Origin of the sequence: Deinococcus cellulosilyticus NBRC 106333 = KACC 11606 (genome assembly GCF_007990775.1) — a bacterium.
Lineage (GTDB): Bacteria > Deinococcota > Deinococci > Deinococcales > Deinococcaceae > Deinococcus_C > Deinococcus_C cellulosilyticus.
The window spans coordinates 1-14037 of record NZ_BJXB01000003.1; the positions used below are offsets into that span (position 1 = coordinate 1).

A 14037-nucleotide genomic window follows, 5' to 3' on the forward strand; every position below is an offset into this window, starting at 1 on the left:
TGTGGTTAAAAATCTGTATACACTTATGCAACTCGATGAACTGGATCGCAAGATCCTGGATCTTTTACAACACGACGCAAGGAGCACCTTGCAGGACATTGCCCGTCAGGTGGGCCTCAGTGCCCCTGGCCTGCAGAAACGCCTGACCAAGCTGGAGAACTCTGGCCTGATTCTGGGCCACCACACCCTGCTCAGCCGCGACATTCTGGGCTATGACCTGCTGTGTTTTGTGCAGGTGCACCTCAGTCACCATGAGCTTTCCAGGGTGCACCAGTTCAGAGAGGCCGTGCAGCACATGCCACAGGTGCTCGAATGTTACCACCTGACCGGAGACACCGATTACCTCCTGAAAGTGGTGGCAAAAAACCGCAAGGACCTGGAGCATTTTCTGGTCGAGGTGCTGACTCCCGCTCCCGGAGTGGACCGCATCCGCACCAGTCTGGTCCTGAACGAAGTCAAAGCCACCACCGCCCTGCCTCTGAATCCCGAGAACTGACCTCAAGCGCACTGCTGCCCTGCAGCATCAAGGAGGAACCCCATGACACAACTTGTGAGCCGTCCCATGACCGAGGAAGCCGATTTCCTCAAACTGAAAAACGTCGACCACGTGCACTTCTGGGTCGGCAACGCCAAGCAGGCCATGTTCTACTACTGGAAGGGGTTTGGCTTCAAACCCATTGCCTACAGCGGCCTGGAAACCGGAAACCGTGAATTTGCCAGCTACGTGCTGGAAAGCGGCAAGATCCGTCTGGTGGTCAGTGCGCCCTACGGCCCCACCAGTGAAATTGCCGCCCACCAGCACCTGCACGGAGATGGGGTCAAAACCATCGCTCTGGGTGTGGACGATGTCGATCAGGCCTACAAGGTGACCACCGAACGCGGAGCCAAATCCGCATGGGCTCCCCGCACTGAAAAAGACGAGCACGGGGAATACCGCACTGCCGCCATCTACACCTACGGTGAGACTTTGCACGTCTTCGTGGACCGCAAAGACTACCACGGTGCATTTGCGCCTGGATACAGACCCCTCCCGGAGATGCCTGTGGAATCCACTGGCCTTGCTGCTGTGGACCACATTGTGGGCAACGTGCAACTCGGCAAGATGGAACACTGGGTCAAGTACTACCACCACGTGATGGGCTTCCGTCAACTCATGCACTTCGACGATGAGGACATCTCCACGGAATACAGCGCCCTGATGAGCAAGGTCATGAGCGATGGCCGCATCAAGTTCCCCATCAATGAACCTGCAGATGGAAAACGCAAGAGCCAGATTGAGGAATACCTCGACTACTACATGACCCCCGGGGTGCAGCACCTCGCCCTGATCACCAGGGACATCCTCTCCACCGTGCGCAAACTGCGCGAAAACGGGATCGAATTCCTGCGGGTTCCAGACGCTTACTACGACGCCCTTCCTGAGCGTGTGGGCCAGATCAAGGAAGACATGGACACCATCCGCGAACTCGGGATTCTGGTGGACCGGGACGATGAAGGCTACCTGCTGCAGATCTTCTCGAAGCCTGTGCAGGACCGCCCCACCGTGTTCTTCGAGATCATCCAGCGTCATGGGTCCAGAGGGTTCGGCAAGGGGAACTTCCAGGCCCTGTTTGAGGCCCTCGAAATCGAGCAGGAACGTCGCGGGAACCTCTGAGGTCAGAACATGCCCTACTACCACAAGATGGGGGAGATCCCCCACAAGCGGCACACCCAGTTCAGGAAACCGGACGGCAAACTCTACCGGGAAGAGGTGATGGGACTCGAAGGCTTCAGTGGCATCCAGAGCATCCTGTACCACCACTTCCTCCCTCCCAGAATTGTTGAAACCGAGTACCTCGGAGACACAAAAGTTGAGTACCTGCCTTACGGGGCCATCCGGCACCGTGCCTTTCAGACCAAGACCTTTGAGGCCGGGGGTGACGCTCTGGCCTCCCGCAAAGTCCTGATGGGCAACAGCGATGTGACCCTCAGCGTGGCCCGACCCACCGAATCGATGGGCTACTTTTACCGCAATGCCCAGGCTTTCGAGGTCTGGTACACCCACGAAGGGGAAGGGGTCCTGGAAACCCAGTTCGGGAACCTGAGTTTCTCCGGGGGCGATTATCTGGTGATTCCTTTCGGGACCACCTGGAGAATGAAGCTGAATTCCAGCGAGGCCCGTTTCTTCGTGATCGAATCTCCCTCGCAGATCGTGCCCCCCAGACGTTACCGCAACGAGTACGGGCAGCTTCTGGAACACGCCCCTTACTGTGAACGGGACTTCAGGGCACCCGAAGAGCTCGTCACCCACACCGACAAAGGGGAATTCGAGGTGCGTGTCAAAGTCAGGGATGGCCTGAGCCGCCACATTCTGGACCACCACCCTCTGGACGTGATTGGCTGGGATGGATACCTTTTCCCTTACGCCTTCTCGATCCATGACTTTGAACCCATCACTGGCCGCATCCATCAGCCACCACCGGTTCACCAGACCTTTCAGGCGGATGCGTTTGTGGTGTGCTCCTTTGTGCCAAGGCTCTTCGATTACCACCCTCAGGGCATCCCGGCCCCTTACAACCACAGCAACGTCAACAGCGATGAAGTGATCTATTACTGCGACGGCAACTTCATGAGCCGCAAGGGGATTGACCGCTATGACCTGACGCTTCACCCCAGTGGCATTCCCCACGGCCCTCAGCCTGGAGCCACCGAGGCGTCCATCGGTGCGAAAGAAACCCTGGAACTTGCCGTCATGGTGGACACCTTCCGGCCCCTGGACATCGCAAAAGACGCCATTGACTTTGAAAAGACCGGATACCAGAGCTCCTGGATGGAGGGGGATGGGGAGTGAACCCCATCAAAACCCTCCTCAGGCACATTGTGGATTACGCAGGACTCTATCCCCCTGCAGCCCTTCCCCTGCCTGAGGTGCTCAGGAATTATGCCCTTTACCAGCATTCAGAGGCCTCCTGGATGCTGGGCCGTCTGGTGATGGGCAGTGCCCAGCTTCCTGCTTTTCAGAACTTGCGGCCCAGCCTTCCCCCTGGACGCTGGCCCCTCAGTGTGCTGGCCCTGACCCCGGAGGACTGGGAGACCCTGACGGTGTGCATGCAGCAGGGACTTCCTGTGAAAGCCATTGAAACCCGGGCAGAGACTGCTTTGCAGGTCGCACAGGTGGCGGGCATGGGTCGCAAGCTGGGTCTGCGGGACATCTACATTGAAGTGCCATTGGATCAGCCTGAACTGCTGTCTGCCATTCGTGCCCAGGAGTGCTATGCGAAAGCCCGGACTGGCGGGGTGGTTCAAAAGGCGTTTCCTGATCCTGAATTGCTGCTGCACTTCCTGCAAGACTGTGTGAAGCTGGAACTGCCCTTCAAACTCACTGCTGGCCTGCACCATCCGGTGAGGGGATGCTACCGCCTGACCTACGCTCCAGACAGCGAAAAAGGCCTGATGTATGGCTTTCTGAATGTCCTGCTTGCCACAGCATTCACCCTGCAAGGCCTCCCAGAGCTGGCAAAAAAAGCCCTGCTGGAAGAGGACCAGGGTGCATTTCACTGGCTTTCAGATGGCCTGGAGTATGCTGGAGTGAAGATTCAAAATCCCCAGCTGGAACGGACGCGGGCCATGCTGCATGCTTTTGGTTCGTGTTCATTTACGGAGCCCCATGACGAACTTTTATCCACTGCCCTTGAACGAAACCCATGATCCAGACCTGAAGTCCTGGGTCGAATCTGCAAACGGACATCCCGATTTTCCCATCCAGAACCTGCCTTATGGGATTTTCTCTGTGGGCCGCGAAGCTAGACGGGTCGGGGTGGCCATCGGAGATTACGTACTGGATGTTTCTGCACTCGATGGGGTTTTTGCCCCCGAGGTGCAGGATGCTTTCATGCAACCCACCCTGAACAGGTTCATGGGCCTGGGGCGGGCCTGCTGGCAGGACACCCGCCTGCGCCTGAGCGAACTCCTGCGGGATGATTTTCCCAGCCCTTTTGAGTCCAGCCCGCACCTGCACCACCAGTCGGATGTGCAGATGCACCTGCCCTTTCAGGTGGGAGATTACACTGACTTCTACGCAGGAATTCACCACGCCACACGGGTGGGAAGCCTGTTCCGGCCAGACAACCCCCTGATGCCCAACTACAAGCATGTGCCCATCGGGTACCATGGGCGCTCATCAAGCATTGTGGTCAGTGGGACTCCCATCACCCGGCCTGCCGGGCAGATCCTGCCTGATCCAGCGCAACCTCCGATTTTCGCACCCAGCCGGCGTCTGGACTACGAATTGGAACTCGGGTTTGTGGTCTCGGGAGGGAACGATCTGGGAGAACCCATCTCCATTGAGCAGGCCCGGGAGCACCTTTTTGGGGTGGTGCTGCTGAACGACTGGAGCGCCAGAGACATTCAGGCCTGGGAGTACCAGCCACTCGGCCCTTTCCTGTCCAAGAACTTTGCCACCAGCATCAGTCCCTGGGTGGTGACTTTTGAAGCGCTGGCCCCATTTCGCACAGCTGCCTTCGTCAGACCTCCAGGCGACCCATCCCCTCTGCTTTACCTGCAAGATGAGCGGGACCGGATGCTGGGAGGGTTGGACATCCACCTGACGGTTTCCCTGCAGACCCAGAGCATGACCGAACCGCAACAGATCTCACAGAGCAGTGCCACAGACCTGTACTGGACTCCGGCGCAACTGCTGGCCCACCACACCTGCGGAGGCTGCAATCTGCGCCCTGGAGACCTTCTCGGCAGTGGCACGATCTCTGGGGCGGCACAACAAAATGCCGGATGCCTGCTGGAGATCACCATGGGAGGCAAAGACCCTCTTCCCCTCGCTTCTGGTGAGACCCGGTGTTTTCTGGAAGATGGCGATCAGGTGGTCTTGCAGGGCTGGTGTGAGAAAGAAGGCTTTGCCCGAATTGGGTTTGGAAACTGCTCAGGACAGGTGCTGCCAGCCAGGCAGATCGAGGCCGCTCAAACGGTGGAGCAATGAGCATGGAGCATGCACAGGACATTCAGGATTTCATTGAGGGCAGCATGGAGGGCTTGCGCCTTCAGACCGAAGCCCACCAGAACCTCTGGCATCTGGGGGAAGAAGAGCAGTGGAATGTGGACCTGCAGCAGGGCCAGATCCGCTGGACTTTTGCAGATGGAACGGTGGCTGTGGCAAACATTCAGGTGGTGGGCACCTTCAACCCACAGGACAGCACCTTCCTGTGGGGATGGGACCACCCTTCGGTTCCTCCTGCCCTCAGGGACCACGCTGAGAAGGTCAGGGTTTACGGAGAGGAACACCAGATCCCCACGTTCACCGAACGCACAATCACCTGCACTGAACTGCAGGCCTGGGAATTCACGGCTGTGGCTGCCAGGCTCGGAGGGGCCAGTGGAGCTTACAGAGGCAATGCTGGAGGTCCACTGGTCTTCATGACTTTTGGAGAGGTGCAGATTTCCCGGACCTGATGGCGGTTCTCCAAAAGAGAAGGCTGATATGATCAAAGGCATATGACATTGCACTCGCTCAAGCCTGTGCCCCCACCCTGGACCCTGATGGGGCGGGGTTTTGTATTTGTGTACCGTTTTTCCGATGATTTCATTCAGTCCAGTGGCTGGGTTCCTGCCCCTTTACAATCCAGGTTTTCTGGCGGTCTGGGTGCGGTGATGCTGGTGGATTATGCGACGTCTCCAGTGGGGCCTTACCAGGAGTTGCTTTTTGTTCCTGGCATGTTTTCCGGGCAGGACAACCGCAACCATTTCTCCATCACCAAGATTTATGTCTCCACGCTGGAGAGTGTGGTCAGTGGCTGGCACAACTGGGGCATCCCCAAAGAGCGTGCAGATTTCCGCTTTCAAAAGGACAGGGTGACGGCCCACCTGGGTGAGGACGCCATTGCAGACTTTTTTCTGCGTTCTGAGGGTCCTTTTGTTCCCCTGAATGCAAAGCCCCTGCAGCCAGATCTCAGGACCCTCCTGCAGATGTATGGGAGGCAACACCTGCTGACCACCCTTTCAGGGACAGGCTGGGTGCGCCCTGCCCGCCTGATGGCCTTCAAAGGGAGCAGTGATCTGTTCCCGGACCTGACCCACCAGCGGCCCATTGCAGGTTTTGAGGTCAAATCCTTCAACCTGAATTTTCCTGTGCCTGAGCGAAAAGTCCTTTGAACCCCAGATAAAGGGCCACCAGATACAGCAGAAAAGCCCAGAAGACCACCACCCGGGCGATGGCATCGTCTTGCTGAAGTCGGTTCAAAATCACCAGAATGTTCCACCAGTCATGGGTGTCCGGGTCATCGGTGATCAGAGGCAGGGTGCGTTCCTGTGCGTCCCGGATGTACACACTGACGTTGATCATGCTCTCTGCAGCCCACATCAGGGTCAGGCCGCTGGCATACAGGTCCCTGCGGTATGCAAAATAACCTGAACACAGGAGAGGAACCAGCACCTGATTCAATGATCCTCCCAGGTACATGAGGAGTTCACCTGAAAAGCCGAACAGCACATGCCCGGCTTCATGAAAGATCAGGTTGGCGTAATCCAGAAGGGAGTACGTCTCAGGGCGGAAAAAATAGAAAAGCACCACTGCCGCCATGAAGACCAGTCCTGCCCAGCGCACATAGAGCATGTCTCATGGTACGCATTTATTCGGTGCCAGGTCTGGGCCTCAGGTGCAGCTTTCGGAGTTCTGGTACAGTTGCGGCTGTTGCTGCCACCACCAGCAGGGTGACCATTCCCCCCACCCAGACTGCAGGTACGGTACCCAGCAAGTGTGCTGCAATGCCACTCTCAAATGCGCCAATCTCGTTGGAAGACCCAATGAACAGCAAGCTCACCGAAGCGACCCGACCCCGCAGGTGATCCGGGGTCCTGAGGCGCAGGATGGCCCTGCGAATCACCATGCTGACCCCATCAAAGGCACCACTGAAAGCCAGGGCAACCAGCGAGAGATAAAAGTTTTTGGATAAGGCAAACACAATGATGCTGACCCCGAACCCTGCAATGCAAAGCAGCAGGGTGCGTCCTGCATTTTCCACAGGTGGACGTTTTGTGGCCCACAGCATCACCAGCAAGGCACCCACCGATGGCGCAGCCACCAGAAAGCCCAGTCCTTTTGCACCCACATGCAGGATGTCGTTTGCAAAGACAGGCAGCAATGCGACTGCTCCACCAAACAGCACGGCAAAGAGGTCCAGGGCCATGGAACCCACCAGCACCTTGTCATTCCAGACGAATTTGACCCCATTCTTGATGCTCTGTCCAATGGGTTCACGCACCCGTTCCACTTTTGCTGTGGTGGGGCGAATCATGAAGATGCTCACCCAGGACACCAGAAAGAGAAAGGCAATCATCAGGTAGGTGCCTTTTGCTCCCAGCCAGTCATAAGCCAGACCACCCAGGGCAGGGCCGATGATGGAGCAGGCCTGCCAGGCGCTTCCCAGCCAGGTGGAGGCGTTGATGTAGGCCTTCATCGGGACCACCTGGGTTTCGAAAGCAGAGGCTGCAGGATCGCCGAATCCTCTGGCAATTCCCGCAATGAAAACCAGTGCATAAAGTCCAGACAATCCCAGGGTTTCAATGCTTCCAGAGAGCACCGCGAACAGCACCGCACAGACCACGGAAGCTCCACGGGTGATCAGCAGGATGCGTTTGCGGTCATGCTGGTCTGCAAAGTACCCTCCGAAGAGGGCCAGTCCAACTGCAGGAATGGCTTCCCAGAGGCCAAGCCAGCCCAGTGCAAGCGGACTCCTGGTGATCTGGTAGATCTGAAATCCAATCACCACGGCCAGCGCACGGCTTGCCAGCGAAGCACCAACGGTGGCGGCCATCAGGTAACGGAAGGCGGGGTAACTGAGGGCGTTTTCGGAGGCCTGCGGGACAAACTTGTGGGGTTCAGTCATGGGGGGTCCTGGGGATGAAGACTAGACGGTGTGGGCGCGGGCCAGATGGGCTTCCAGTCTGCGTTGCAGGGCACTGAAGATGGAGGAGAGGACCCAGTAGATCAGGGCTGCACTGAGAAAATAAGCCCGGCCATCGAAGGTGCGGGAGTAATTCTCGTAGGCGACCTTCATCAGCTCGGGAATGGTGATGACGCTGAGCAGACTGGTGTCTTTGAGGAGGCCCACAAAACTGTTCCCCATGCTGGGAAGGGCTGTTCGGAGGGCCTGGGGCAGGACCACCAGGCTGAGGGTTTGCAAATGGTTCAGGCCCAGCGACCTTGCCGCTTCCCATTGCCCTTTGCTGATGCCCTCAATCGAGCCCCGGATGGTTTCGCTCATGTAGGCCCCCACATTGAGGGCAAGTGCGAGGGTGCCTGCGAGCCAGACAGGAAAATCAATGAGGATGTCAGGCACCAGCTTTGGAAAGCTGGCGTCGATGGTCTGCCAGAAGGAAGGCACCCCATAGTAGGTCATGTAGATCTGGACCAGCAGCGGGGTCCCACGAATCACACTGACATAAAGACGTGCCAGCGGATCAAGAATGGGGGTGCGGCTCACGCGCAGCATGGCCACCACGAAAGCGATGATGACCCCGAGAACCATGCTGCCCACCGCGTAGGCCAGGGTGTAGCGGGTGGCAAGCACCATGGCTGGAAAAGCTGCAGCAGCGTTTTCCCACATCAGCTTCAGGTCACTGAAGAGGGTGTTCAGCAACTCCATCATGAAACGCCACAACCTCCCTTCGGAAAGGGAGGCTGGGTGAGAATAGGTTTACTGGTCTTTGGGAGCTTTGGAGACATCTTTGCCAAACCACTTTTTGCTGATTTTCAGGTAGGTCCCATCGTTTTTCATGTCGTCCAGGGCCTTGTTGACCGCAGCAGCGAATTTGGGGTTGTTCTTCTGGAAGGGAATCCCCATCTCGGTGGTTTCACCGATCTGCGCTGCGCCTTTGACCAGCAGACGGGTTTTGACGGTCAGGTAAGCAATCAGCAGGCTGTCGTTCAGGGCAGCATCAATGCGTCCCAGGCTCAGGTCGCGCAGGGTGTCCGGGGCGGCCTGATAGGTTTTCAGCTCAATGCCACTGATGGCTTTGGCCATGTCGTAGTAGTTGCTGCCTAGACCCACCCCGAGCTTTTTGCCTTTCAGGTCGTTGAGGCTCTTGAACTTGCGGGGGTCCCCTTTGCGGATGATCAGCTGTGCGCTGGACACGATGTAGGGTTTGGAGAAGTCCAGGATCTTCTTGCGCTCAGGGGTGATGGAGACCTGGTTGACGATCACATCGTATTTTCCAGCCTGCAGACCGGCAATGATGCCACTCCACTCGGTGGTGATGAATTCAGGCTTGACACCGAGGCGGGCTGCAAGTTCTTTTGCAATGTCCACATCGAAGCCGACCAGCTGGTTCTTTTCATCCCGGTAGTTGAAGGGAGGGTAGGTGCCTTCGAGGGCAATTTTGAGGGTGCCACGGTCTTTGACCGTGTCCAGAAGTTCTGCGTGGGCTGCGCTGAGCAGCAGGAGGCTGAGGGCCATCAGGGTCTTTTTCATGGTTGTTGTCCTTTCGGGGAGAACAGATCTTCCGAAGTCGTCGTCATCATAAGATTAATTACAATATCTGTCAACTATTCAAATGGCTTGGCTCTGGTGTCTTGAACCTGACAAGAAAAAGTCCTCCACATGGAGGACTGATTTTAATCGGATGGGCCTTGAAAAACATCAAGATCAGGTACAAAAGATCAGAAGCAAAACCGATGTTTACTTGCTGCTGGCCGTAATGCTCTTGGTAAAAGGCACCTTGCCAATCAGCTCACTGGTGAAGTTCAGCTTGTTGGGAAGCACGCCCAGTTTGTAGAAGGTGTCCGCTTCCTTCTGGAGGTAATTCAATTGACTGGTCGGGAAGGGGGTGATGCTGTAGTTGCCAGATCGCAGCAGCACGGTTTTCAGGATGTCTCTGGGAATCCCGAGGTCCTCATTCCACAGGTCCACCAGTTTGTCGCGGTTTTTGTTGGCCCAGTCTGCCGTGCGTTTGAGTTCGGCCAGCAGGTAGGAGAGGGCTTTCTTCTTGCCTGGGTCTTTGAGCACTCTGTCCACGGTGATCCAGTAGCCCACCCCATCGGTCAGGCCTTTGCTGTCCCGGATCACCCGCACATTGTTTCCGGCCTGTGCGATGGCGTAGAAGGGGTCCCAGATCACCCATGCATCCACAGCTTTGCCTTCCAGGGCACCACGGGCCTCGGCAGGGGGCAGGTTCACGATCTCCACATCATTGAGGTCCAGCCCCACTTCCTGCAAGGCCAGCTGGATCAGGTAGTGGGAGGCAGAACCACGTTGCAGGGCAATTTTCTTGCCTTTCAGGTCCTTCACTGTCTTGATGGGAGAATCTTTCGTCACCAGAATCGCACTGCTCTTGGGATCTCGGGTCTTGGTGATGCCCACATACTTGATGGGGGTTCCTGCAGCGAAAGCAAAGATGCTGGGGGTGTCACCTGTAGAACCAAAATCAATGGCTCCTGCCCGCTGGGCTTCCAGCAGTTGAGGGCCTGCAGGGAACAGGTACCACTCGTACTTGATGCCCAGTTTGGCCGCCTCATCCAGCCATCCCAGGGACTTCAGGGCTGTGGGGAGACCCCCTTTCTGGTAACCGATTTTGAAAACAATGTCTTCAGCGTGGGCGATGGAACCGAGCGTGAGGAGTGCAAAAGCGGCAAGCAACTGTTTTTTCATGGTGAACCTCTGGTGTTTGAAATTGGAACTCCAGTGAAGGAGAAGTTTGATGAAAAAGCCTGCACCTGACCGTGCAGGCGGACATGAGGAAGTTTGTTCAGCTCTTTAAACTCTGGGACAGTGTGCACCTCCCCACCCCGGGATGGGAGTTCTCGGCCCCGGAGTGATGGAAAATCGCGTACCAATTAAAGGAGAGGAACGAACGAAGAATTTCTGGGTTCAGTAAGACACGGCGAGTCGTTTCTCAGACTCTTTGACCTGCAGGACGCCCGTCTGGGTCTTGCCGATGGCCGGGAACAGCAGTTCTGCAGTGTAGTAGGCTTCTTCAAGGTGAGGGTAGCCAGACAGGATGAAGGTGTCCACCCCGATGTCCTGGTACTCGTGGATGAGCCCAGCGACGTTCTCAGGGTTGCCCACGAAGGCGGTGCCTGCCCCTCCACGCACCAGACCAATGCCAGCCCACAGGTTCTTGTGGATGACCAGTTTGCTGCGGTCTCCACCGTGTAAGGCGATCATGCGACGCTGACCTTCGGAGTCGCGGGTGGCCTGGGCCTGCTGTGCCCTGCGGATGGTTTCATCGTCCAGTTTCTCGATGAGTTTGTTCGCCACAGACCAGGCTTCTTCTTCGGTTTCACGGACGATGATGTGAGCCCGGACCCCGAAACGGACTTTTCTGCCCGCCAGTGCCGCCTGCTCAGCGACCCGCTCGATCTTCTCTCTGGCAATGTGGGGAGGCTCCCCCCAGGTCAGGTACACATCGGTGTAATCCGCCGCCACCTGAATCGCGGGCTCACTGCTGCCCCCGAAGTACACCGGAGGAAGGGGTTGTTGCACCGGACCGAACTGCAGTTTGCCTTCCGTGATCGACAGGTGCTCTCCCTGAAAAGACACACTCTCTCCCTGCAGCAGGGCACGGAACACGTGCACCCATTCTCTTGTCAGGGCGTAGCGTTCATCCTTGTCCAGGTAGCGCTCGGGGAGGCCTTCGGCGAGGAGGGCTTTGTCTCCCGAGCCACTGACAAGGTTGAGAGAGACGCGACCGTTCGAGATGCGGTCGAGTGCGGCGGTCATGCGTGCAGCGAGGGCAGGACTGATGAGCCCGGGCCGGACAGCAACAAGGAATTTGAGTCGCTGGGTGAGGGGGGCGAGTGCGCTGGCGGTGATCCAGGCTTCTTCACAGCCGTATCCGGTGGGGAGGAGTGCGCCGTCAAAGCCGAGGGTGTCTGCGGCGAGGGCGACACTTTTGAGGTAGTGAAAGTCGTTGGTGCGTTTCTGGTTGCTGCTGCCCAGATGGCGACCATCCCCACTGGTGGGAATGAACCAGAAAATGTCTGGCACGTTTTTGGAAATCTGCTGGGTCATAAGACTCCTTTCAGCACCTGTGGGTGCAGGGAAGGGGATCTGCTGTCATTGGCGGTGGGTGCACCGCTTGCTTGAGGTGAAGATTAGAATAGATTACATAAATTGTCAACTATTGTCCTGAAGCTCCTGATTGTTCAAGATGGGCGAACTGTGGTTTTTGCTGATATTCAGCCGAAAAACCATCATCTAGGTCAAAATCCAGAAGTTGTCCAGAAGCCTGCCATCTGGTAAGCCTAGATTATTGTTGATTTAATTTGTAATCTTTTGCTAACCTGTGTTACAGATTCACCCTTCAAGGAGCACACATGACCACACGCAAATTGGGACCTTTAGAAGTCAGCCCACTGGGCCTCGGATGCATGGGCATGTCCCAGTCTTATGGCACCACCGATGACGCCGAGTCGATTCGCACGCTGGATTACGCTCTGGACCACGGCATCAACTTTCTGGACACTGCCGATGTGTATGGTCCCCACACCAACGAGGAACTGCTGGGCAGGTACCTGCAGGGGAAAAGAGACAAAGTCGTTCTGGCCACCAAGTTTGGCATCCACCGCACCCCCACCGAGTACTTCGGCATCAATGGCAAGCCAGAATATGTGAAGCAGGCCATTGAAGGGAGCCTGAAGCGCCTGCAGACCGATTTTATCGACCTGTATTACCTGCACCGGGTCGATCCCAATACCCCCATTGAAGACACTGTGGGAGCACTTGCCGAACTGGTTCAGGCCGGACTGGTGCGCTACATCGGCCTCTCTGAGGTTTCTCCCGGCACCCTGAGACGTGCCCACGCCGTGCACCCCATCACTGCCGTGCAGAGTGAATATTCCCTGTGGACCCGTGATCCTGAAGATGGGCTGCTCTCCACCCTGAGAGAGCTTGGGGTGGGTCTGGTGGCCTACAGTCCTCTGGGGCGCGGCTTTCTCACTGGAGCCTTCAAAACCCCTGACGATTTTGAACCCACAGACAACAGGCGCAACCATCCCCGCTTCCAGGGTGAGAATTTCTACAAAAACCTGGACCTTGCCAGCCGCATTCAGGATTTCGCCCATGAAAAAGGTGCGACTCCCGCGCAGGTGGCTCTGGCCTGGGTGCTGTCCCAGGGGCAGGACATCGTGCCCATCCCTGGCACCAAACGGGTCAAATACCTGCAGGACAACCTCGGCAGCCTGAATGTGCAGCTCACGCATGAAGAACTTGCACAACTGGACCGCATTGCACCACTGGGCATTGCTGCAGGGGACCGTTACCCCGACATGAGCGCCATCAATCGCTAAAGACAAAAAAACACAAATGGAGAGGGGAAGGCAGGTTATGCTTCCCCTATGCGTGTTTTGCTCACCGGTTTTGAACCCTTCGGGGGAGAACAGATCAACCCTTCATGGCTTGCTGTGCAGGGGGTATCTGCCCTTGTGCCCCATCTGGACATCGTCTGCCACCAGCTTCCCACAGTTTTTGGAGCGGCCCTTGAAGAACTGAGGGTGGCCATTGAGGACCACAATCCCAGGGTGGTGATCTGCACCGGACAGGCCGGAGGCAGGCCCTGCATCAGTCTGGAACGGGTGGCCATCAACCTGATGGATGCCCGCATCCCGGACAACGCCGGACAGCAGCCCCTGGATGAACCCATCTTTGAAGGTGCTCCAGCGGCTTACTTCACCACCCTGCCGGTCAAGCGCCTCAGGCAGCGGATGATCCAGGAGGGCATCCCTTCAGAAATCAGCTACACGGCTGGCACTTTTGTCTGCAACGACGTTTTTTATGGCCTGATGCATGACCTGTCCACCCGCTCTCCAGGCATCATCGGTGGTTTTGTGCATGTGCCGTACCTGCCCGAACAGGTGGCTGCCCGGACCTGGGAACCCAGCATGTCCCTTTCAAACATCACCCGGGCCCTGGCGATTCTGGCCGAAGAAAGCACAAAGAACCCCGAGGACATTCGCGCCCTCGGGGGAACCATCTGTTAAACCTCCCCCTGGTCAGGAGGAGAAAAGCGCAGCGAAGAGGGAGATTAAATCTCCCCCTCTGTAGGGGGAGAAAA

General features: G+C 57.0%; 15 protein-coding genes. 9 read left to right on the plus strand and 6 right to left on the minus strand.

The window, feature by feature from the left end; all coding sequences use genetic code 11:
- From DC3_RS03845 to DC3_RS03875, 7 genes are all read left to right on the plus strand, one after another.
- Positions 1 to 496, plus strand: a 496-nt coding sequence (locus DC3_RS03845) for an Lrp/AsnC family transcriptional regulator (protein WP_222594686.1), incomplete at its 5' end; no start/stop codon positions are given.
- A gap of 42 nt (positions 497 to 538) precedes the next feature.
- Complete coding sequence (hppD, locus tag DC3_RS03850) at positions 539 to 1654, plus strand: 4-hydroxyphenylpyruvate dioxygenase (protein WP_146882503.1); 1116 nt, start codon at positions 539 to 541, stop codon at positions 1652 to 1654.
- Positions 1655 to 1663: 9 nt separating this feature from the next.
- Positions 1664 to 2830: a homogentisate 1,2-dioxygenase gene (locus DC3_RS03855; protein WP_146882505.1), complete on the plus strand. Its 1167-nt coding sequence runs from the start codon at positions 1664 to 1666 to the stop codon at positions 2828 to 2830.
- Positions 2827 to 3687, plus strand: coding sequence for a hypothetical protein (locus DC3_RS03860; protein WP_146882507.1), 861 nt, complete (start codon positions 2827 to 2829; stop codon positions 3685 to 3687). Before DC3_RS03855 ends, DC3_RS03860 begins: the two co-directional genes overlap by 4 nt.
- Positions 3647 to 4972 (plus strand): fumarylacetoacetase, encoded by a 1326-nt coding sequence (fahA, locus tag DC3_RS03865; protein ID WP_146882509.1) that lies wholly within the window; start codon positions 3647 to 3649, stop codon positions 4970 to 4972. Before DC3_RS03860 ends, fahA begins: the two co-directional genes overlap by 41 nt.
- Positions 4973 to 4974: 2 nt before the next feature.
- A complete protein-coding gene (locus DC3_RS03870) occupies positions 4975 to 5442 on the plus strand; it encodes a DUF6882 domain-containing protein (protein ID WP_146882511.1) in 468 nt (155 codons plus the stop codon).
- Between the two features lie 42 nt (positions 5443 to 5484).
- Positions 5485 to 6141: an acetoacetate decarboxylase family protein gene (locus DC3_RS03875; protein ID WP_146882513.1), complete on the plus strand. Its 657-nt coding sequence runs from the start codon at positions 5485 to 5487 to the stop codon at positions 6139 to 6141.
- On the opposite strand, the gene DC3_RS03880 is transcribed toward DC3_RS03875, so the two are convergent.
- The 6 genes from DC3_RS03880 to ssuD all read right to left on the minus strand — a co-directional run bounded on the left by DC3_RS03880 (position 6101) and on the right by ssuD (position 11996).
- Positions 6101 to 6601, minus strand: coding sequence for a hypothetical protein (locus tag DC3_RS03880; protein ID WP_146882514.1), 501 nt, complete (start codon positions 6599 to 6601; stop codon positions 6101 to 6103). The two genes, DC3_RS03875 and DC3_RS03880, sit on opposite strands and share 41 nt — an antisense overlap.
- A gap of 16 nt (positions 6602 to 6617) precedes the next feature.
- Positions 6618 to 7874 carry an MFS transporter gene (locus DC3_RS03885; protein WP_146882516.1) on the minus strand — a complete coding sequence of 419 codons (1257 nt, stop codon included), beginning with the start codon at positions 7872 to 7874 and terminating at the stop codon, positions 6618 to 6620.
- Between the two features lie 21 nt (positions 7875 to 7895).
- Positions 7896 to 8636 (minus strand): amino acid ABC transporter permease, encoded by a 741-nt coding sequence (locus tag DC3_RS03890; RefSeq protein ID WP_246130535.1) that lies wholly within the window; start codon positions 8634 to 8636, stop codon positions 7896 to 7898.
- 48 nt (positions 8637 to 8684) lie between these two features.
- Complete coding sequence (locus DC3_RS03895) at positions 8685 to 9458, minus strand: transporter substrate-binding domain-containing protein (RefSeq protein WP_146882518.1); 774 nt, start codon at positions 9456 to 9458, stop codon at positions 8685 to 8687.
- A gap of 207 nt (positions 9459 to 9665) precedes the next feature.
- Positions 9666 to 10634 (minus strand): aliphatic sulfonate ABC transporter substrate-binding protein, encoded by a 969-nt coding sequence (locus tag DC3_RS03900; protein WP_146882520.1) that lies wholly within the window; start codon positions 10632 to 10634, stop codon positions 9666 to 9668.
- Between the two features lie 219 nt (positions 10635 to 10853).
- Complete coding sequence (gene ssuD / locus DC3_RS03905) at positions 10854 to 11996, minus strand: FMNH2-dependent alkanesulfonate monooxygenase (RefSeq protein ID WP_146882522.1); 1143 nt, start codon at positions 11994 to 11996, stop codon at positions 10854 to 10856.
- A 305-nt stretch (positions 11997 to 12301) separates the two neighbouring features.
- Between ssuD and DC3_RS03910 the strand changes: the two genes are divergently transcribed.
- Together DC3_RS03910 and pcp are read left to right on the plus strand one after the other, a co-directional pair.
- Positions 12302 to 13273, plus strand: a complete 972-nt coding sequence (locus DC3_RS03910; protein WP_146882524.1) for an aldo/keto reductase — start codon at positions 12302 to 12304, stop codon at positions 13271 to 13273.
- Positions 13274 to 13321: 48 nt separating this feature from the next.
- On the plus strand, positions 13322 to 13963 hold the full coding sequence (pcp, locus tag DC3_RS03915) for a pyroglutamyl-peptidase I (protein ID WP_146882526.1): 642 nt from the start codon (positions 13322 to 13324) through the stop codon (positions 13961 to 13963).
- The last annotated feature ends 74 nt before the right edge of the window (positions 13964 to 14037 follow it).